At 37.4% G+C, this 19,704-nt stretch carries 18 protein-coding genes and 2 pseudogenes; 7 read left to right on the top strand and 13 right to left on the bottom strand.

Translation table 11 applies throughout. The features are described from left to right. Nucleotide 1: 1 nt before the first annotated feature. Genes BKP57_RS14430 through BKP57_RS14415 form a run of 4 tightly spaced genes read right to left on the bottom strand, consistent with a single transcriptional unit; the run spans nt 2 to nt 2,528 of the window. On the bottom strand, nt 2–736 hold the full coding sequence (locus BKP57_RS14430; RefSeq protein WP_072741804.1) for a flavoprotein: 735 nt from the start codon (nt 734–736) through the stop codon (nt 2–4). A 10-nt stretch (nt 737–746) separates the two neighbouring features. Beyond that, nucleotides 747–1,427 carry a phosphate propanoyltransferase gene (gene pduL / locus BKP57_RS14425; RefSeq protein ID WP_082240905.1) on the bottom strand — a complete coding sequence of 227 codons (681 nt, stop codon included), beginning with the start codon at nt 1,425–1,427 and terminating at the stop codon, nt 747–749. 52 nt (nt 1,428–1,479) lie between these two features. Next, entirely contained in the window at nt 1,480–2,205 is a 726-nt protein-coding gene (pduB, locus tag BKP57_RS14420; protein ID WP_077303456.1) for a propanediol utilization microcompartment protein PduB, read from the bottom strand. Between the two features lie 50 nt (nt 2,206–2,255). After that, nucleotides 2,256–2,528, bottom strand: a complete 273-nt coding sequence (locus tag BKP57_RS14415; protein WP_198035054.1) for a BMC domain-containing protein — start codon at nt 2,526–2,528, stop codon at nt 2,256–2,258. Between the two features lie 232 nt (nt 2,529–2,760). On the opposite strand from BKP57_RS14415, the gene BKP57_RS14410 reads away from it, so the two are divergent. Further along, nucleotides 2,761–3,915 (top strand): sensor histidine kinase, encoded by a 1,155-nt coding sequence (locus tag BKP57_RS14410; RefSeq protein WP_083547277.1) that lies wholly within the window; start codon nt 2,761–2,763, stop codon nt 3,913–3,915. Nucleotides 3,916–4,071: 156 nt separating this feature from the next. After that, nucleotides 4,072–4,821: a response regulator transcription factor gene (locus BKP57_RS14405; RefSeq protein ID WP_050351413.1), complete on the top strand. Its 750-nt coding sequence runs from the start codon at nt 4,072–4,074 to the stop codon at nt 4,819–4,821. A 510-nt stretch (nt 4,822–5,331) separates the two neighbouring features. On the opposite strand, the gene BKP57_RS14395 is transcribed toward BKP57_RS14405, so the two are convergent. Beyond that, nucleotides 5,332–6,282 (bottom strand): MBL fold metallo-hydrolase, encoded by a 951-nt coding sequence (locus tag BKP57_RS14395; protein WP_050351414.1) that lies wholly within the window; start codon nt 6,280–6,282, stop codon nt 5,332–5,334. Nucleotides 6,283–7,013: 731 nt separating this feature from the next. Between BKP57_RS14395 and BKP57_RS14390 the strand changes: the two genes are divergently transcribed. Beyond that, nucleotides 7,014–7,490, top strand: a complete 477-nt coding sequence (locus tag BKP57_RS14390) for a DUF4183 domain-containing protein (RefSeq protein WP_311998246.1) — start codon at nt 7,014–7,016, stop codon at nt 7,488–7,490. Nucleotides 7,491–7,864: 374 nt separating this feature from the next. Next, nucleotides 7,865–8,149: a DUF4183 domain-containing protein gene (locus tag BKP57_RS14385; RefSeq protein WP_050351416.1), complete on the top strand. Its 285-nt coding sequence runs from the start codon at nt 7,865–7,867 to the stop codon at nt 8,147–8,149. Nucleotides 8,150–8,311: 162 nt separating this feature from the next. On the opposite strand, the gene BKP57_RS14380 is transcribed toward BKP57_RS14385, so the two are convergent. From BKP57_RS14380 to BKP57_RS14365, 4 genes and pseudogenes are all read right to left on the bottom strand, one after another. Next, nucleotides 8,312–9,619 (bottom strand): alpha/beta hydrolase family protein, encoded by a 1,308-nt coding sequence (locus BKP57_RS14380; protein ID WP_072741802.1) that lies wholly within the window; start codon nt 9,617–9,619, stop codon nt 8,312–8,314. Nucleotides 9,620–9,746: 127 nt separating this feature from the next. Continuing rightward, nucleotides 9,747–11,099 carry a tripartite tricarboxylate transporter permease gene (locus tag BKP57_RS14375; RefSeq protein WP_072741801.1) on the bottom strand — a complete coding sequence of 451 codons (1,353 nt, stop codon included), beginning with the start codon at nt 11,097–11,099 and terminating at the stop codon, nt 9,747–9,749. A 3-nt stretch (nt 11,100–11,102) separates the two neighbouring features. After that, nucleotides 11,103–11,357 carry a hypothetical protein gene (locus tag BKP57_RS14370; protein WP_050351419.1) on the bottom strand — a complete coding sequence of 85 codons (255 nt, stop codon included), beginning with the start codon at nt 11,355–11,357 and terminating at the stop codon, nt 11,103–11,105. Nucleotides 11,358–11,866: 509 nt separating this feature from the next. Further along, a pseudogene (locus tag BKP57_RS14365) lies at nt 11,867–12,120 on the bottom strand (aconitate hydratase); the annotation flags it as partial. A gap of 401 nt (nt 12,121–12,521) precedes the next feature. Here BKP57_RS14365 and BKP57_RS14360 point away from each other — a divergent pair. Beyond that, nucleotides 12,522–12,692, top strand: coding sequence for a YfhD family protein (locus BKP57_RS14360; RefSeq protein WP_072741800.1), 171 nt, complete (start codon nt 12,522–12,524; stop codon nt 12,690–12,692). 928 nt (nt 12,693–13,620) lie between these two features. Beyond that, on the top strand, nt 13,621–14,073 hold the full coding sequence (locus tag BKP57_RS14355) for a YueI family protein (RefSeq protein ID WP_050351421.1): 453 nt from the start codon (nt 13,621–13,623) through the stop codon (nt 14,071–14,073). A gap of 329 nt (nt 14,074–14,402) precedes the next feature. On the opposite strand, the pseudogene BKP57_RS14350 reads toward BKP57_RS14355, so the two are convergent. After that, nucleotides 14,403–15,889 (bottom strand): annotated as a pseudogene (locus tag BKP57_RS14350) (BCCT family transporter). 835 nt (nt 15,890–16,724) lie between these two features. Here BKP57_RS14350 and BKP57_RS14345 point away from each other — a divergent pair. Beyond that, nucleotides 16,725–16,943, top strand: a complete 219-nt coding sequence (locus BKP57_RS14345) for a hypothetical protein (RefSeq protein WP_156875344.1) — start codon at nt 16,725–16,727, stop codon at nt 16,941–16,943. A 456-nt stretch (nt 16,944–17,399) separates the two neighbouring features. Here BKP57_RS14345 and BKP57_RS14340 read toward each other — a convergent pair whose 3' ends face one another. The 3 genes from BKP57_RS14340 to BKP57_RS14330 all read right to left on the bottom strand — a co-directional run bounded on the left by BKP57_RS14340 (nt 17,400) and on the right by BKP57_RS14330 (nt 19,432). Further along, nucleotides 17,400–17,702: a hypothetical protein gene (locus BKP57_RS14340; protein ID WP_050351424.1), complete on the bottom strand. Its 303-nt coding sequence runs from the start codon at nt 17,700–17,702 to the stop codon at nt 17,400–17,402. Then, nucleotides 17,692–18,261, bottom strand: coding sequence for a hypothetical protein (locus BKP57_RS14335; RefSeq protein ID WP_050351425.1), 570 nt, complete (start codon nt 18,259–18,261; stop codon nt 17,692–17,694). Before BKP57_RS14335 ends, BKP57_RS14340 begins: the two co-directional genes overlap by 11 nt. A 502-nt stretch (nt 18,262–18,763) precedes the next feature. Then, nucleotides 18,764–19,432, bottom strand: coding sequence for a BMQ_0737 family morphogenetic spore coat protein (locus BKP57_RS14330; protein WP_050351426.1), 669 nt, complete (start codon nt 19,430–19,432; stop codon nt 18,764–18,766). Between the last annotated feature and the right edge of the window lie 272 nt (nt 19,433–19,704).

The following is a 19,704-nucleotide window of genomic DNA, read 5'->3' as shown; positions in this document are numbered from 1 at the left end:
TTTAAGATTCCTTTCTTTTATCTCTTAAATAATCTCTTGCTAAATCGGTCATTTTAACTTCTGAACTTATGTCAATGGATGGATTATCTATTACATCTTTTAATGTAAGAACGTTTTTGTTCATAGCTTCCTTAACAACATATTTATCCCGCAATTGATTGGTTTCTTGTTCCTCAATTAGATTAAATAATTTTTGATCTATTTTCTGCTTTGCCTCGGAAAGTGGTACGGAAATAACACCAAATTCTGTGAGTTGCTTTTTATACTGGTTTAGCATCGTTATATAGGTTGCATTTTTATTTAATCCCTGTATCTTGCCAATTTCATTGTTAACATCCCAGGAATTTTCAAAGGCTATTATATTTTTCCCCGATAATATACTGTGTTGAGTAGCTAATAACGAAAGAGTATCCGCAATACCTAATGCGATTTTTGCTAAAGAGTTTCTCGTTAAAAATGGGAGAAGGACCATATCTATCTGATCAATAATCTTTCGAAATTGAGTAAAATCGACTATTTCACTCCCCATACTTTTCCACGTATCCGTATCAAAATTGCTTTTACATGCATTAGAAAAAATTAACAAGTAGTTACATTTATCTTGATAGTGAATAAATAGTTCTTCTACTTCCTTCGAATAATGATCCGCTCCAGTAAAAATCAACAATACATTTTTTTTGCTTTCTTTATATGAAATTAACTTGCTCAGTAACTCTTTTATTTGTTTTTCATCCAAAGAGTTCACCTCAACATTCTTTTATCAACTCCACATAATCATTTGGTTTTAGACCGGCTGCGTTTGCTTCATCTGTATCCAAATGACATTCTAACCGAAAATTATTTTTCACTCGTACGACCGTTTCCCCAAAAATAGTAGGTCTATCTCCCACCGTTTTAATGGAGACAACTTGTTGATCCTTTACACCTAATTTTTCTGCATCGTCTGGGTGCATATGGATATGTCTTTTTGCTATAATGACGCTTTGTTTTGCTTCAATGACTCCTTTTGGTCCAATGACGAATACGGAGCCTGCTTCTGTTAAATCTCCAGATTCTTGTACTGGAGCTTGAACACCGATTTTAAAAGAATCTGTCTTAGATATTTCAACTTGAGTTCTTGTACGTACAGGTCCTAACACTCTAACTTTTTCAATACTTCCTCTTCTACCAACAATTGTCACAACCTCTTGAGCAGCAAATTGTCCAGGTTGACTTAACTTCTTTAGCGGTGTTAATTCATAACCTTTTCCAAATAGTCTTTCTACGTCTTCTTGGCAGAGATGGATATGACGGTTGGATATACCGATTGGTATTTGTTTTATATTACAAGTATCTTCTGTTGTATGAGTATCCTGGTAGTTTAATCTTTTTAAAATATGCTCTGCAATTATAGTAATCTTTTCATCTGATAAACCTTTGAGCTGCATTGCTTTCTTATCCCTCCTATCCAGTATAGTTAACAGCATGTAGCGAAATTTTTTATATTAGTGTCGGAGTTGACCCTGACTTCGGAATCTCACCCATGGAACTAAGCACACTTAAACCAACCTCCTGGGCAGCTAAGAGTGATTGTTTAACAGCACCAGAATCTCCTGTAATAGAAATAATAATTTCGTTGGACCGCGCTGTCCCGTTATTTGGACTTGCGTAAGTAACTACATCCACATTGGCTGTTTTTACTGCTGTATCAGCCATTACCAGCCCAATCGCAGCTGGAGCGCCAACAATTATTCCAAATGATTTTCCTACTAATGCATTAAATCCTTTTTCTAAAGCCATACTTGCTCTAGCAGTATAGTGAAGTTCAATATGCCCTGCGTCAGAGCTGTACACATTGCCAAAATTTTTCTCAACAGCTTCCAGAGTAATTTCAACTGCACGGCGTGCATCTGATACATCTTCAGCTGCAAAAATGATCGTTGCACCATGCCCTGCTCCACCTTTTGTATCTCTGGCCATTTCAATGGAAACAACTTCAGTATTTGTAGCCTTTACAGCTTCATCAGCAGCCATAACATGAGGAGCTCCACCAGTTCGGGCGCTTAAAAAACCAATAGAACGATATTTTTTATCTAATTTCATATATTCATGTAATTGGGGATCTAAATTGGCAATTACTAATCCAACCGTATCCCCCATAGCAGTTCCCACAAATTCAGTAACATGTCGGTGTGGCGCTGACGATTCCTTAGAAGTTCCATTCATTCTACTTTGTGTTTCTCCTAATACTTTTTCTAAAATCTCTTCATTCACTTTTATTCACCTCCATTTGTTAATGAATTAATCATTACTTTTTCAATATCTGTATGTGGACGAGGGATTACGTGAACAGATACAACTTCTCCTATATTTTTAGCTGAGGACGCTCCTGCATCTACAGAGGCTTTTACTGCTCCTACGTCTCCTCGAACCATAACTGTTACTAATCCAGATCCAATCTTTTCATAACCAACCAATTGAACATTTGCCGCTTTTACCATCGCATCAGCAGCCTCAATTAAAGCTACCAATCCTCTCGTTTCTACCATTCCTAATGCTTCTTGTCCCACGAGAAAGCACCTCCTATTAATTTAACTTCATAAACAATATACAATTTAAACGTTTCCATTTATGTGATTTACAGGACCTTCTATATAAATAAATTGATGTCTTTTGTATAACTTTTTTGACATTAAGTAATTTTGTTACATTCTTCACATTTATATAGAAATTTTTGTTTGAAACAAGTACAATAAATGGTAGAAGGCGGTTACAAATACTTTGATTTTTAAAGTTAATTATTGGAATTTTTTCGCATGGAATATTTCATCTCATAGACAAAAGGATATGATAATTTTGCTTAATACAAATGATTTAACTTTAACAGATGTCGTTGATATAGACACATTATCTAATGTACAAAGCAAATTAGCCGATTTAGTCGGTATCTCAGTAGTAACAGCTGATGCGAATGGCAATCCGGTTGGTAGATTCAATAATTTCTCTCCGTTTTGTCAATTGATTCGGTCTTCAAAAATAGGGGCGAAAAAATGTATCGAATGTGATGCTCAGGCTGAACAAAAGGCTTTTGCAACTGGAAAGCCAACTATAAGTGATTGTCACTTGGGTTTAAAAGATTGTTGTGTTCCAATAATTGTAAATAATAAATTGTTAGGTGGCGTTTTAGGCGGGCAGGTGCTAGTCGATGATCAAGAAAATCCTAAAAGCAAATTTGATATCCCGAAACTAGCTAAAGAGCTAGATTTAGAGGAATCCGAATTAGCAGTAGCTATTGATAACCTAGCCGTGGTAGAACCCGAATATTTGCAAGACTGTGTTGATTTCTATGAGGTTTTAGCAAATTACTTTACAGAGATGGGAATAAAATCACTTTTCCAACAACAACTATTAAAAGAAACGCAGGAAAAACTGGATTATGAAAGACGATTAAAATATGCTGAATTAAAAACAGTAGAAGCTCAAATAAATCCACATTTTCTATTTAACACATTAAATTCTATTTCCAGAGTTGCAATGTCTGAAAATGCTCCCTTAACAGAAGAAATGATCTATAATCTTTCTGATCTCATAAGGTATAATTTAAAACAAACAGAAGAATTTCCTTTATTGAAAAACGAAATAAAAAATATTAGACGGTACCTATCTATACAAAAGGTGCGTTATGGGGATCGGTTAAATTATCAAATAGACCTTCCAAATCATTTAGAAGATTTTTGTATTCCGTATATGATTTTGCAACCAATAGTTGAAAATGCAATCATACATGGAATAGAGCCCCTCGCCAAAGGAGGGAGTGTTTACATCTCAGTGAGCAGAAACGAAGAAGACATCTCTATCCTTGTAAAAGATACAGGGGTGGGCTTTAAAAAAGCAACAGGCTTTGAAAATCCTAGAAGGAAAAGATGGTTCTTCTGACGGTATAGGTTTCTTAAACTCACATTTACGTTTACGGGATTACTTTGGAGAAAATTACGGATTGCAAATTTTAAACGATGAAACATTTAGTACAGTTATAAAAATTTTCTTCCCTGCTTTCACTGATTATAATCATTATAAAAATAAGGTGATCATATGACTTATAAAATCATGATTGTAGAAGATGAATCTTTGGAAAGAAAGGCTTTGAAAACAATTATCTCCAGAAATTTTCAAACCATAGATATTATAGCTGAAGCAGAGAATGGTAACCAGGCAATTGAGTTTGCTAAAATATATAAACCTGATATGATGCTTTTAGATATCGGTATTCCAGAAATGAATGGTTTAGCAGTTCAAAAAAATATCATTGAGTTCCTCCCTTCTATTCAAACTATTATTATAACGGCTTATTCCAGTTTCACATATGCTCAGGAAGCAATATCGAGTCATGTGAACGATTATTTGTTAAAACCAGTTCGTCCTTCTACACTAGTTAATTCTATTCATAATGCTCTTATGAATATCGGGGAAAAGAAATGCATCCCTTGTGATATACTTCCTGAACAACTTCCTGAAAATCCAATTATCCAACAGGCCATAGCATTAATTAAAAAAAACTATATGAAAGATATTCGACTTGATTGGATTGCTGATAATGTTCATTTAAATCCTCAATATTTGAGCAGGCTCTTTAAACGAACCATGAATGCTAGTTATAGTGAATTTTTAACCTCTATTAGACTCGAAAAAGCAATAGATTTACTATTGAATTCTGACTATCCAATTTATCGAATAGCAAATGAAGTTGGTTTCTCAGATGCTTCCTATTTTTGTAAAGTGTTTGTGCATTACAAAAAAATGAGCCCACATAAATTTCGAACAAGGACAGCGAATAGGAAATAATATTGATAATGGAGCGGATAGTAATATTAACCGCTCCATTATCAATAAACAGCATTCTATCTATATTCAAAGCTAAACATATTCTCGTTGTTTAAAGTGAATACGTACAGTAAAACATTGTTGCACTTTTCAGCTATTTTTGCTTAAAAGGAGCATTTATCGGCTCCCATATGGAGGGTGCAGGCGGGTATGAATTCCGTACGGTCCATGCACATATTCTTGTGGTAAGATGGCTCACTTTATTTTCTTGGGCTGTCTATTATAAAGTATTTACACCTACGAATAAAAAACTGCTGCACTTCATGTTTGGACAGCAATTATTGGCGCCATTGGGTTAACGACAGGCATGTGGAGCTATTATTTGCGTCCCTTCAACTTATACGAAACAATAACGACTATCTCTTTTATTGCCGGAGGTTCCATTTTATTAATCAGCTTTGCTACTTTTCTCTTTTTGAAAACGGAAGATGAGTTATAAAAAGAATGGAGCCTATTCGCTAGTAAACGGGCTCATTCTTCTTTCCTTTTTTGTAAATAATCAACCATACCTAACGCACATATTTGCATATCGACATTTAAAATCACGTAAATCTCATGGTCATCCGGAATCCCTTTTGCCCGTAGATCGACTTTAATCGCAGTTAACAGTCGTTCAGCTAGTTTATCATAGCCAAGGCCTTCTGTATATGCTTTTTCAGCGATATCCATAAATACATCAAGCCATCTAGAAACTTGCTGTAATGCAGCTTTCGGTTGATCGGTCATTCCAAAATGCCCATAATATATCCGATCTACCTGTAAATCATGGAAACGTCCCCATGAATGACGTAACTCATTTGGATCAAATTGGTTTGGTGATGTCGACGGTAAAAAGAAGGAGACACCCTGATCTATTAATAATTGATAGCGCACGCCTGCTGTATCTCCAGTAAACAATCCGTTACTAACCGGATCGTAAATACTGAAATGATGTTTTGCATGTCCTGGTGTGTTAAAAAATTGCAGCTTACAGTCCTCTCCAATTTCCAACATGTCTCCATCTTCTTTTGTAATAAGTCGTTCTTCTGGTATCGGAACAATCGGATCATATAAATCAGAAAAGCTATCTCCATATACAGCGCGTGCTCCAGCAGCTAGTTTACGCGGGTCAGCTAAATGACGTTTCCCTCGAGGATGGACAACTATTTTAGCATTTGGGCAAGATTTCAACAATAATCCAGCGCCACCAGCATGATCAAGGTGAACATGGGTAACGATAATGTATTTAACTACTTCCAATGAAAACCCCAATTGTTCTATCCCTTTTTTGATATGTTTAATCGATGGACTTGGCCCTGGCTCAATAATCGTTAACTGCTCTTCATCAAGAACATACGCCCCTGTACGGTTAGGAATTTCAAAATCAAAGCCATCAATAAGATGAATGCGCTGGTCGAGTCGGATCGGATTTTTCGTCTGCATTTCATAGCCCCCTAAAGAAATAATGATTTTCTCCATCATAGCACAGGATGAATAACTACATAGCTATTAAAAACAAGATTTTATGATAAAGAATATACAGGTTTAAGCATTTTCCTGTTTAGCAAAACCAGTCTCAACTGGAATGAATCTGATTATGAGGGCTACATGAAGACATGCGGAAATAGAGGAGTTAAAAACTCCAAATCTTTCGAACAAAGGCGCAGGGCGCCCGTTTAGCAACGTAGCGAATGGAACGAATCAACTAAAGATAAAGGAATCATGCCCCTACAACAGGGGTATGCCGACGCCTGAGCGGCAAGCCCGTTTTTAGTCGGCCTTCCTCTTTTCCACGAACCGATGAGGCCTTATCGTAGGGCGCATTTCTAAAGTCGCATCGTTGCTGGGCTCATGCGCCGGACGTGGCTATTCGGTTATTTCGTTATCCCCAAGCACCTCATTTTATGCTTTCTTATCTTTCTAAAATATACTGCACGTATTTTTCTTGCCGCCCCTTAGATGCTTTCTCTCCCATTTCTCAACTGGTCTAATGCCCTTTCATTCCTTTGTTATGCCTATCCATCCGTTATTGTTCTGTAAATGGTTTGAATTCCTGTGAATAAGCGAGCATTTACGAGTAAATTGAATCTACCTAAGGGAGTTTAAGTGTTTTTAAGTAAATATTTACAAGGTAGATGCCGTTCCGTTCTGCCCTATCTTGAATAAAGTTAATTATGAAAACTACGTCTGTAAACAAGGGGGGTATATTCATGATAATAAAAAAAAGACAAAGCTGCTCTTCTCACTATCGTTATAATGGTTGTAAATGTTGTAGAAAAAAGCCACCAACTCCCAATTGCTGTACATGCAATATTGAAATCAACAATAATTTTTGTTACTGTCCTCCTGTTCCGCCGACACCGCCTCCACCGTCCAACGTCCTAAAAGCGGAGACCTCCCAATACACAGCCATATCGGATGGAGTAAAGACAGTATATACAAACCAAGATAAGGTTCCAGAATACAGTACTTCAGATATTTTAAATCCCAATGATGTATCTTATATCAATCTGTTTATCAATGGAATCTTACAACCTGCTACCATCTATAATGTTCAACCAGGGAGTCTACAACTTCTTGTCGACCAAAGCGACATCCCAAGAAATGGTGTCCCTATTATTTTACAATTCATCAAAATACTTTCAAATTAGCAAAGGAAGAGTGTCTATAAAGTGAATCTTCAATCAGTTTGGGTTTTCCATTCACCCCCCGCTGATTGTTAGTACCGATGACATGACCTAATGACCTCTTACGAAATAGGGTGTTGAAGCGATGTCATCTCTCACTTAGGCTTGTTGCGGTACAGATTATCCAACTCCTGAAGCGGGTGACTTACAGCACCTTATACGGGATAAATTATAGAGAACCATTTTAATAAGAATTCTTCATTTTGGTTTAACGTCGCTTCAAAAAAAACGCAAGAGAATATTGTATGTATCAGGGAGTAACTTCGAGAGTCTTTATTTGCTTCGTTAATAAGACGTTAAAGAAGATACTCCCTAATATAATGATAGGAGGGAAATAAATGGCAATTGTTAAACAATTTATGGGTGCCGAAAGGTTTATTGCAACAATCGGAGATGGGACAGGTACTGGCGCAACGTTTACTATTCCCGCAACAGCTTTTACTGATGATACTGGAGCAGCTGCTACAGCATTTCCAACTGCACCTGCATACTACAACCTCTACCTTAATGGCGTACTTCAAACAGCTGATACTTCAACGCTTACTACGACTGAAGTAACAATTCCAGATGGAGATACACTTAATCCTGGTGTTCCAGTAATTATTGAGTGCGTAGTAAACTAACTTCTTAACGAGACACCGAGACTGTTCCATATGGAGCAGTCTTAATATATAAGCTTATCGCTATATTATTGGCTGTTAGACCTCCATTTCATTCTACGAAGTATAAGTCTAGAAAACCAAATGCCCGATTTTTTAGATAGCGTAAAGTGAAAATCTGTGCAGCTATTTAACAAATCCGTTTTGGGCTAAGAAATCACCGATTCCCTCCAGCAACCCCTTGGCTAGAGGTAAATCTGGATTTGTATACGTAGCCAAATTTTGCTCGCGATCTTTTGGTGCGTCTTTTAATACATGATTCATCTGCTCAAGAATCAACAACTCAGCATCAGCAGCTGCTTCATAGAGGAGGTCAGCTTCCTTTGCAGGAACTTGTAAATCATGCTCTCCTTGTACAATTAATGTTGGAGCTTTTACATCAGCGATCACTGCTGCCGGTTCGTACGTCATCCAGGAAATTAAAAATGGCTGTACAGATGGTCTAAATACAGCTTGCAATTCCGTACTCACTTCGTCTACTGTTTTTCTTTCTGTTAAGCTTTTCAGGATATCTTGACTCTCTTTAAGTAATTTCTTAGGAAGCTGTTCACGTAATTGATCGTATAATCCTTGATCAATCGATCGCCCCAAACCTGCTAGCGATATATATGCATCAATATCCTGTTCCTGAGCAGCGAGCATACCTACTAAAGAACCTTGGCTATGTCCAATGATACCAATCGTTGAGAATCGATCATCTGTTTTTAATTTATCGATAAAAGCAACTGCATCATCTACAAATTGTTCTAAACGCATATCTTCTTCCTTCGTAATGGCTTGACTGTTCTTTTTAACCCCCCGTTTATCATAGCGAATCGTTGCTATTCCTTGTTCAGCTAAACCATCTGCTAACAGCTTCAAACTATTATTCTTGCCAGCCATACCAACCGTATTGCCATCACGATCTGTTTGTCCAGAGCCAGGAATAATCAACAAAACTGGATAAGGTCTTTTTCCTTCTGGTAATTTTACTTCTGCAGACAGCGTTCCATATGCCGTTTCTACTTGGAGAAATTCTCCTTCCGCATCTATTGTCTTTTTGGCTTTCGTTAATTGAAACGGAAAAGCTTGATTATTTTGCTTAAATGTCCCTGCTATTTGATCGGAATCGATTTTGCCTTCAAATGAGATAATTTGATTTTGTATTTTCATCGTAAATAGAAGCTCATTTTCTCCCTTCTGCTCAACAGTAGATAACGGATAATCACTTAATCCTTGCATGGGAATACTCATTGTTCCCGATAATTCACCGTCTTTCTTTTGCAACGTTACTTCCAATCCTAATGGCTGATTCGGAATGTCAATTTTCCCTTCATAATATCCAATAGCATCAGTGGTAGCTTCCTTTTCCTTGGACGTTTCGTCTACGGACTTACATGCTGCCACTGTTAGAACGAACACACAGAGAAGGAGAAGCGTGCATACCTTTTTCATGTAAACCACCTTCTTGTTTTTATATATAGAAAAGCTTTCACTTTTAACGAACTCTTATAAAGTAAATACTATTATACTTTACTATATACGGGATAAAATAAATCTCACTCTATGTTCGCAGCACCACTTATAAAAATAACGACACAAGCCAAGGCGCTGCATACAAGGTCATAAACTGTACGCCATAATTAACTCCTTTACGATGCAGGAAACCAGCGACGAGTGCCACAACGATTACTCCGGCAATATTAACAATACCAGCATCCATATATGCAAGCATTATCACAAGACCAAAGAACACACCAAGCATAGCTTCATGCGGTATAAACCGAAAAACAAACGCGCATATTTGCTGTGCATACTTAATCGTAATGTAGAACGTTATGCTAATGGCAATAATCGAACCAATTAGCGTCGCGACAATAAAGTCAGACATGGAAAGCAGATGATGAATATTGTTTTCTTCTGTAAATACTGGCGGAGCGTTAAATAGTGGCCCCGCTGGACCGATTGCTGTAGGTGATAAAGGTAAACCGATAGCAATAAGCGGTATAAGCGTCCCTGATAAGTAAGCTGCATTCGTTAATCCGTCCATACTGGAAATCGCTCGAGCTGCCTTCTTTACCGGATCTTTGATTCGACTTGTTAATGTTTCCCCAAGAAAAATCGTCATTCCGACTGGACTCATAAAAAAGGTTAGCACCCCTAACACTGATGCTAGGGAAGTAGTGCCAATTTCTTTTCGGTTAAGGATCTTAAATGGATTCGGGAACCCCTTTGTTTTTGCAGTCCGTCGCATCGCGATATCCTTTTTACCATAGCGGGGAAGGCTACGCCTAATTCTGCCATTAAGCAATTCTGCCAACTTTAAAATCACCGGTCCAATTGTAATTCCTAAAAAGAACGATGTAAACACCGTTTGATCTTCAGGAACAATACCTGTCTCCCAATAAAACATGCGTAAGCCTTGAATAAGAAACGCAAATGGCAAAATGGAAAGCAACGCAATCCAGCGGTTCTTTGTCATAAGTGCTAAAAAAATAGCACCACCAAGGAAAATTTGGCTGGCATATTGCGTAATTTCATCTGATAAAGGAGCAATTAAATTGGCCATTAACAAACTCATGGGTACAGCAATAATCGTACCGATGACTGAACCAGAAGCCATCTTCCGAATACTAATTTCAGGCATACCATGTTTTTTAAGGACCATCGCATGCTCAACCATCGGAGCTGACATGACCCCACCAGGGATTCCTGCGATCGCAACAGGGATAGAGTCGGTTAGTTTTTTAGCAACAATTGCTGATATAAAAAAAGCTAAAATAACTATAGGCTCAAAACCTGATAGTACCAGTACTAACGTAACCGGCGCTAAGACAGCGGTTTCATCTGTTCCGGGGGCGATACCGATAATGGTATACAAAATAGCACCAATAACGGAAGCAGCTATCAATTGCAAAATTAACACAGGATCCATTGCCTATTTCCCCTCCTCATCAACATAACGAAAGCTTCGTTTTGGTTTAATCAGCAAACTACAAATAATAAATCCAACTAAAGCACCAATTAAGCCAAATATGAGCGGTTTTGGTGGGTCATTAGGCGCTATCAAATAAGCACCTAGCGTTGTGATAGTTGAAATAATAATCGCTAGAACGAGATCTTTAATATGTACCAGGTCTTCCCAAACCTCAATATTTTCCTCTTTCTCTTTGTGATCATACCTTTGTTCCATATCGTTTCCCCTTTACAATTAAACATGACATCTGAACCTTAATTATACAATGTACAGACTGATTCTTAAAGTTGCATATATGATGGAGTTTAGTCGAAGTTCACACCGTTTACGCTGATGTTCACAAGAAATTAGCCGAAGTTCGCAATTTCCGTAGTTCGTCCGGAAGCTTTTAGAACAAACATTTGCCACCCCTCATAAATATGAACCCCAATAATGCCCTAAGGAACAAAACAAAGCACTATTTTAACATAACAAAGAGGTTGTCACGGGCAACCTCTTTGTTAATATAATAACCGATTATTGTCATCTACTTCTATGATATGCGCAGGTTTCCGCTCTTCTCCCAAACGATAACTGCCATCTCCATTGCAGATGGTGCATTGGTATTCCAACCTTCATCATCGGCGAGTAACCCAGTACCATCACATATTTTACAGCGCTCTGACTTTTCCTCTATTCTCTTACCTCCTCATGCATTTCTGTCCTACACTTGCCGTTCTTTAACCCAGTTGATAATACCTCGCCGCACTTTGTAAAAACAAATGATCATCCGGATTTTTATTATCTTCTTGGATTAAGTTATGATCAACATATTGATCAGAAGCTTCCGTTTTTGTTCGTTCTAATTCCAACATTACTAATGTACTAGTCGCATCTTGTGTAAGCGTTTGATCCATTTTCAAACCAATCTCTTCACCTGTTGTATGACTCCAGTTACGAGATGTTCTTTAATTAACTTTTGCGTTAAATTACGTGCCAATGTATAACCTCCTTGTTATTTTCACCAAAACATCCTCCCACAGCGGTTTACTTAAAACGTATGAATTAAAGTGAATCTTCTATCGGTGGGGATTTTCATTCATCCCCTACTGATTGTTAGAGGAACGAATTGAGCATTTAGGCGCTGTTATCTCCCACTTAGACTTTTAGTACAAATTATCCAACTCCTAAAGCGAGAGTCTTACAGCACCTTATATAGGGAATAAATCACGTCTCCTAATAACTTTATAAATAGTTATACTCTTTTTAGGGAAACATAACTCATGCCCGCTTAGGTCAAAAAATATCACAAGCTCAAGCTGCATGTTTCAAGCTTTAATTAGCGTAATGTAGACGCTGGAAAAAAACAGCATCCACTATAATTTAAATGGAGGTGAAACAATGGGACGAGATGAACATCGAAAGTCTAAAAACAGCTTTATGGCACAGACACCAGCAAATCAAAAATCAGATGGGGTCGATGTAGAATTTGCACAAGAGGCTGCAGATCATGCTGATTTAGAAGCTCAAGAACGAGCACGACAAGCTGACAAACGAGCTAAACGAAAGTAATATGAACAAAGGCGCGGGGCGCCCGTTTAGCAACGTAGCGAATGGAACGAATCAACTAAAGATTTAGGAATCATGCCCCTACAACAGGGGTATGCCGACGCCTGAGCGGCAAGCCCGTTTTTAGTCGGCCTTCCTCTTAGTGACGAACCGATGATGCCTTATCGTAGGGCGCATTTCTAAAGTCGCATCGTTGCTGGCGCTTGCGCCGGACGTGACTATTCGGTTATTTCATTATCCCTAAGTTTATACTTTCTTATTCTTGGACCAAACACTTCCTGTCTTTTAAAACAGGAGCAAACCGTGTTAAATTCGTTATTAAACTTCCAATTTTAGCAGTTTTTAATTAGTAAGCAAGGTGCCGTAAGATTCCCACTTCAAGAGTTAAGGAAGTTATCAAAGAGGTCTAAGTGGGAGATAACGACACTCTTACAATCCCTAATTGTTTGGGAGGTGCCTTTAAATAATAGGCAATGGAGCGCAAGAGGTGTTGCAACAGGACAAGAAAAGCTTCATAAGCAATATAACACAAAAAAGCGGTTTTCTTTTCAAGCACACGGAAAGAGCCACTTTGAATAGACATGGTACGCAGAAAAAAGTTTGGTCTTATTTTCAAGCCCATGAAAGCCACTTTAGCGAGTAATGCAAATGTGTCTTTCTTTGCAAGAGTTTTTGAGATCCTGGTCTTTGATCTTTTATCACTAGGAGGAACCCTCTTTAATAAAGTTTCACTTTATTAGTTGTATTGCACTGATAAGAAAGCAATTCTTCTTCTGTTGTTAACTAAAATTTTTAAAAGGCGATCGGACACATATAGGCATTTTTATCTATTATTTATAAATGGATACGCCTACATACCCACTTTCATTGCTTATAGAGCCATGCCTTTGTACAATAGAATTATCATAAAACAAAGTGAGGAATACAAATCATGAGCAAGAAAAATGTCGACGATTATCTCACAGAAGGAATGTATGGAACAAGACTTCCTAAAGATCATGAACGAAAACAATTTTTAGGCACGCTACGTGAACGAATTGTGCTGGCACTTACCAAAGGACAAGTGATGTCCAATAAAGGATTAGAGCAACTTGAAGAAGCGATGAAAGAGAATCCTGAGGCTAAGTTAATTATTAATGGGCATGTTTCTAATCGCTTTTTAAAAGAAGAGAAAAAAATTGCCGATAAATACAACATCCCTCATTCCACCATTACCAATCAGGAAGCAGAAGATACGGACATTGGGGCGGTATTAACGTATGATTATGCGATTGATAAGGAAGAAATTTTTATTAAAGAAGAACCAGAACAACCTGATGCTAAGCAAGAAACAGAAACAGAGGATCCATCTTTTTTCTCTAAAATAAAAAGTTGGTTTGATTAAAGACCCTCCATTCGTGGGAATCCCAGCTTGTAGAGAGAGGTTCGGGCATAAAAAAATACTATATAGCAAAAGCCGAACAATTATAAATGGATTGTCCGACTTATTTGTATGAAAAAACTCAACATCGCTATGTCAAAATACCTCGCTTCCGCAGGTAACCTCAGCTTCCTCGGAAATCAAAAATCGCTATCCTGCGTGATCTTCAGCCTGTGCTATTCACGCAGGAACCTACATAGTTTTGACTACGCTGCGTATACACATGGTCGGTTTACCGTTCATTTTTTCATCCGTTGTTTTAGTTATGACCCAGCCTCATTCTACAACTATTTTCATTTCCCCGCTCCATGATCGGCACGAACTGTTTTGTAAAAGGAAGCAGCCATTAATAATATAACAATAGAAAAAGGTAATGCAGCAATAATAAGCATATTTTGCAATCCTTGTGTACCGCCAAAATAAACAATAATCGCTGCCAAAGCCGCCTGCATCACTCCCCACATAATTTTCACCGAATTATGCGGGTTCAACGTCCCATTGGTGCTTAACATCCCTAACACAAAGGTAGCCGAATCAGCAGAAGTAATAAAGAATATCGCCACCACAAAAAGCGTAATGATGGACATTACATAACCTAGTGGGTATTCTGCTAGCACCCCAAAAGTAGACGTTTCAAGTGAGAACTCGGAAATCTTTGCAATTCCATTTTGTTCTAAGTTTAATGCCGAAACTCCAAAAACAGCAAAAAATATGAAACAAATAATTGACGGTACTGCTAATACACCTAACATAAATTCTTTTACTGTTCTTCCTTTATAAATTCGGGCAATAAAAATACCGACAAATGGAGCCCATGAAATCCACCAGGCCCAGTAGAAAATCGTCCAGTTATTAATCCATGTTCGTTTGTTCTCATCTTAAGGTGCCAAACGTAAACTCATATCAAAAAAGTCGGACACATAACTTCCTAATGTATGGGTGAACATATTCAAAATGTCAAGCGTTGGACCAGCAATAAATAACATTAGTAATAACACAACCGCTAATCCCATATTGGCATTACTCAAATATTTAATTCCTCTTCAACTCCCGACCATGATGAAGCGATAAACATAGCGGTTGCTGTCCCTAAAATGAGCAGTTGCATCCAAAAGGTGTCAGGAGTATCAAATAAAAATGCCATCCCTCCGTTAATTTGCGCTGATCCAAATCCTAGTGTTGCAGCAACACCAATTACCGTAGCAAAAACAGATAACACATCGATAATCTTGCCAGACAAACCACGCATGCTTTTTTCTCCAAAAATCGGCATTAAGGTTACGCTTATAAGACCTGGCTGATCTTTGTGAAATTTAAAATAAGCCAAAACTAATGCCACAATGCCATATACAGCCCATGCATGAATTCCCCAATGGAAAAATGTATACTTTAAACTCTCTCTGATCGCTTCGTCCGAACCCGGTTCTGCTCCAGGTGTACTCGTAAATGCATGAGAGATTGGCTCTGCTGTTGTCCAGAACACGAGACCCATCCCCATTCCAGCACTAAATAACATCGCAAACCACGATGGCAAGCTGAATTCAGGTTCGTCTTTTTCTTTTCCTAGTTTAATATTTCCATATCGAGATAAAATTAAATAAATACAAAACGCCAATATAACCATAACAGCTAGTAAATAATACCAACCAAAATAATCGGATACCGCAATCGTTACTTTTGCTGTAAAACTTTCCAACCCAATTGGAGCTACGGAACCCCAAATTACCACTGCAATACAAATTACCAGAGAATACCAGAACACACTCGTGACACTTTTCATCCACTCACCTCTTCAACAATTTACGAGCTTATAACTTTACTAGCTTAATTTATACCCCATTTAGCAGTGATTGAAACAACCATTAAACTTACTTTATGCGTTGCCACATAATATAAGAGGCTTTAATCAGTGGAGATTTTCTATTATCTCCACTTAGTTAGAATCGCAAAGTCATGGCCTAAGGGACTTTGAACAGAGTCGGGCATTTGACTTGCAAGTTGGAACCTCCACTTAACCTCTTCGTATTCATTTTCTAAAATTAAAAGGAGGTCTTACTACTAGTTACATGCGGGATAGATTATATCGTTTTAAACATAAAAGATGGAATCTTATGCAAATCTATATTAGTTTTTTATGGATGCTTTGGCATAATAAATGGGAGGCAGAAAAGAGGCTTCTAAAATAGTCAATGTAAATCAGAATGATCATTCAGGCGAATAGGTAGTCCAAGGAATGAGAAAACATTGTCAATTATATTGACAGTAAAGAGAGGTTACAATACGCTTGTTTGCTACTCACAACGACCGGGCGATACGGTTTGCAACCAGAGCTGATTATGTTTACGCTGGGAAAAGAAAGACATTCGCTGTTGTAGGAGATAACCATTTTGAAGTTAGAACGTAGTTTATACGTGCACATGTTTTCGGTTTATGCGCTTTTCTAAAATTTATTGGAAACTTACTTCATAATACAGTGTTTTGAGCATATTTACAGCCCCCGAAAAAGTCTCCCTCTTCAAGTAACCTGTAAGGGCAATAAGTGGTGAGCATTGTCATTCAGAAAAATAAAGAATATACCACCCCGAAAATATGTAAAAGCAATAAAAAGAAAATTAATGATGGAAGGCAATTTAAATGAATTTAAAGTAATGAAACATATCATGAACGAGATTGCAATTGCCGACTTAGTAACTTTTATTGCGCTCACTATTATCACATTACAACAAATCGAGGTCACGACAATGCAAGTTTGGAAGGGTATGTCGGCTAACATTTTCATTAATATATTTTGTGGAAGCGTCTCTTGTTTTTCAGATCAAACAGTGGAAACATGAAAGCAGCTCTAACCCTTCTTTCCTATTCTATTTACCGTTTTCTCTCTAGGCAGGATAGTTATTCTAGCCATATTTTCTCTCGTACTTACCATTGTTTTATTTAGTGTCCTCTATGTTTTATTTTGGATTAGTGGTATGTGAATCGTTGCTCTGTTAAATGCAACCATAAAACGAAGCTTTATTAAAGAATTGTTTTAATAGTTTATCATGACCATTATTATTGGGTCTTTAACCTTAACTACGCCAATTTCATATAGCAATTGCTAGCACGCTGTCATTACATTGGGAAGCTGTGGATGCTGTAGTAGGCTTTTTTTATCAACGAACTTTTGTTTGGTTTGGCAGATGTCGGACAATGGGAATGGAGGAATCCACCCCCAGTCCGGAGGCAATTTCTCTTCATTTACTTATTAGCTTATTGTCACTTCTACTTCCTTGAAGGTGGTGATTTCTCCTTCATTTACTACCTAGCATATCAAAAACAGCTTCAAATTCAGCCTTACTTTTATCAATCATAGAGTCGAGGTTAGCTTCTAGTTCATCTAATTGATTTGTATCAAATGGTTCACTTCGATCATTCTCATACTTCTTATCTACATTCATAAACAAATAGGTCATGATCATTTGCAGTATATTGTTTTCTAAATACACGAAGCTTCGATTGTCAACTTGTAATTCCTGACTCAATTTCTCCATGTGATTCTTTACAAATAGATGCATGGATTGTTTAAATAACCTCTCCATTTCCTCATCCTTCATCGTCATTTTCCTCCTTTACATTTCCACTGACACTGATTTGGTTTACTGCACTAATTCCCTCTTTTATTTCATCTCCGTATATAAACCCGGTTACATAACCTGCATATGACTTATTAGCCTCCCATTTTAATTGGAAATTTTGAAATGTGAGCGTTTCTTGAGGTTCCAATATTTGTTGATTGTTTGGCTTAAGCCAAAATTCCTGACGATTTTCCGCTTCATTAAATCTTAACCAAGCATTTGCTAGCTTCATTTTTTGTTGGGTATCTGGATAGAAATATTTACCAGAAAAATCAAACACATCTTCGGAGCTTAGCTTTATACAAATGTATGGATGATGTAACGGCTTAAAACCAAAATTTGTTATGTGGTACGAGCCAATAATAAAGTTTTCACCCTCTAATTCGTGATTGAGATGAAGCGAGTATGTAAAATAGCTGACGATTTGAAATTGCTGAGACTTCATTTCCGTTGCTACTATTTTTAATTCTTTTAAATACGTGTCATTCATTTTCTGCAATTGGAGCAATTTCTTTTGGATGTTTTTCATTTTTTCCAATTTATGAACCTCCTATAAAGTGAAACTTCGATCAGTAGGAATTTCGCTTACCCCCTACTGCCTTCCTCTTAGCGACGAACCGATGAGACCTTATCGTAGGACGCATTTCTAAAGTCGCATCGTTGCTGGCGCTTGCGCTGGACGTGGCTATTCGGTTATTTCGTTATCCCCAAGCACCTCATTTTATGCTTGCTTATCTTTTGAAATAAAACAAAGGGTAAAATTTTCAAGCATTCTTAAAGATTGTACCAATATACGCTCTGTCACTTCCAAATCTTCCTTTCTTCTTGGAAAAGAAGTACTTTTTCAGCGTGTGGTTTATAGATGATCTAGCTTTTTTCCCCTGTTAAATCACAAAGTAAAGCATTTTTAAGAAGCATTACCCCCTACTTGAACTTTTCTACATCCTCGATAAATCTTATAGCAAGAGTCTACGGATCTTACAATCGAATTAAAAATGAAAGAGAGGATATGCTCCTCTCTTTATATTTATGCCGACAACTTATCCGTTATCACCATTATTTGGGAAAATAACTGGGCATTGTGGCGGCATAGTTGGTGTAGGACATGGAGTGACTGGGAGAACGTCTCTTGGCTCACAGAATTCTGCTACAATTTCAAGGGTTACATCAAATGTGGATTGGATGCTTTGACATAGACGAACAGTAAGCGTTACATCAAGCTGATTTGGGTCAATGGTTTGATCACAAGCAGCGGTACACACAAAGCAATCTAAATCTGTGTAACATACATCAATATCTGTTCCTTCAGGTGCGCAAAGAACCACTTGTTCACAACGAGTGAAATCTGCTTCACATACCTCGACTGTTCCTCCTCCTAGTTCTGCTATTAAATCAACAAAAACCGTTACTTCAAAATTTTTACGAATGTTTACCAGTTGCAATGTTACCTCTGTACCATCAATAACAAAATCCTGGTCAACTCTGTCCAAAATAACAATTGGTTCCATACAATTAGGTGTAACTGCACATGTAACCGTATCTACATCGATATCTTCACATGTTAATTGTTCACCAGTATTTGGGTTTAACGGCAATTCTAAATCCATTAAGTTTAAATCAAATATTGATTCATTAAGAACCCAGTCATATACTTTCTCTGTATTAATACATAGGAGTTCTTGACCTCCAGATAAATTATTTGCTTGCATAATAGCAAACACCTCCGAATAAGATTAATTTCTTTCACTGGTAGCCTATGAACAAAGCTCCCAAACGGTATAGTAATATAGCGGAATTATCGTGATAATCATGGATTTAGTTAAACGTCATAGTCATAGCGGCATCAATACAATTTTAAAACACCCAATATATCCAATATGTTATTTAGATTAAATCGTAAAACTGGCGCATAAGATGTTATGGAAAAACCATTTTTTCAAGCCTCCAAAAAATACACATTTGTCACATATTGATGTTTCAT

The organism is Virgibacillus sp. 6R (genome assembly GCF_001895305.1).
In the GTDB taxonomy this organism is placed as follows: domain Bacteria; phylum Bacillota; class Bacilli; order Bacillales; family Amphibacillaceae; genus Virgibacillus; species Virgibacillus pantothenticus.
Note: the sequence above shows the minus strand (reverse complement) of the source record. Positions and strands in the feature narration are given on the sequence as shown.

Bases quoted from the DNA above. Each gene is read 5' to 3' on its own strand.
- BKP57_RS14360 (WP_072741800.1), top strand. From the start codon at position 12,522: ATGGGACGAGATGAACATCGAAAGTCTAAAAACAGCTTTATGGCACAG.
- BKP57_RS14345 (WP_156875344.1), top strand. From the start codon at position 16,725: ATGATGGAAGGCAATTTAAATGAATTTAAAGTAATGAAACATATCATG.
- pduB (WP_077303456.1), bottom strand. From the start codon at position 2,205: ATGAATGGAACTTCTAAGGAATCGTCAGCGCCACACCGACATGTTACT.
- BKP57_RS14355 (WP_050351421.1), top strand. From the start codon at position 13,621: ATGAGCAAGAAAAATGTCGACGATTATCTCACAGAAGGAATGTATGGA.
- pduL (WP_082240905.1), bottom strand. From the start codon at position 1,427: ATGCAGCTCAAAGGTTTATCAGATGAAAAGATTACTATAATTGCAGAG.
- BKP57_RS14370 (WP_050351419.1), bottom strand. From the start codon at position 11,357: ATGGAACAAAGGTATGATCACAAAGAGAAAGAGGAAAATATTGAGGTT.
- BKP57_RS14405 (WP_050351413.1), top strand. From the start codon at position 4,072: ATGACTTATAAAATCATGATTGTAGAAGATGAATCTTTGGAAAGAAAG.
- BKP57_RS14330 (WP_050351426.1), bottom strand. From the start codon at position 19,432: ATGCAAGCAAATAATTTATCTGGAGGTCAAGAACTCCTATGTATTAAT.
- BKP57_RS14390 (WP_311998246.1), top strand. From the start codon at position 7,014: ATGAAAACTACGTCTGTAAACAAGGGGGGTATATTCATGATAATAAAA.
- BKP57_RS14385 (WP_050351416.1), top strand. From the start codon at position 7,865: ATGGCAATTGTTAAACAATTTATGGGTGCCGAAAGGTTTATTGCAACA.
- BKP57_RS14380 (WP_072741802.1), bottom strand. From the start codon at position 9,619: ATGAAAAAGGTATGCACGCTTCTCCTTCTCTGTGTGTTCGTTCTAACA.
- BKP57_RS14375 (WP_072741801.1), bottom strand. From the start codon at position 11,099: ATGGATCCTGTGTTAATTTTGCAATTGATAGCTGCTTCCGTTATTGGT.
- BKP57_RS14415 (WP_198035054.1), bottom strand. From the start codon at position 2,528: ATGGTAGAAACGAGAGGATTGGTAGCTTTAATTGAGGCTGCTGATGCG.
- BKP57_RS14395 (WP_050351414.1), bottom strand. From the start codon at position 6,282: ATGCAGACGAAAAATCCGATCCGACTCGACCAGCGCATTCATCTTATT.
- BKP57_RS14340 (WP_050351424.1), bottom strand. From the start codon at position 17,702: ATGAAGGATGAGGAAATGGAGAGGTTATTTAAACAATCCATGCATCTA.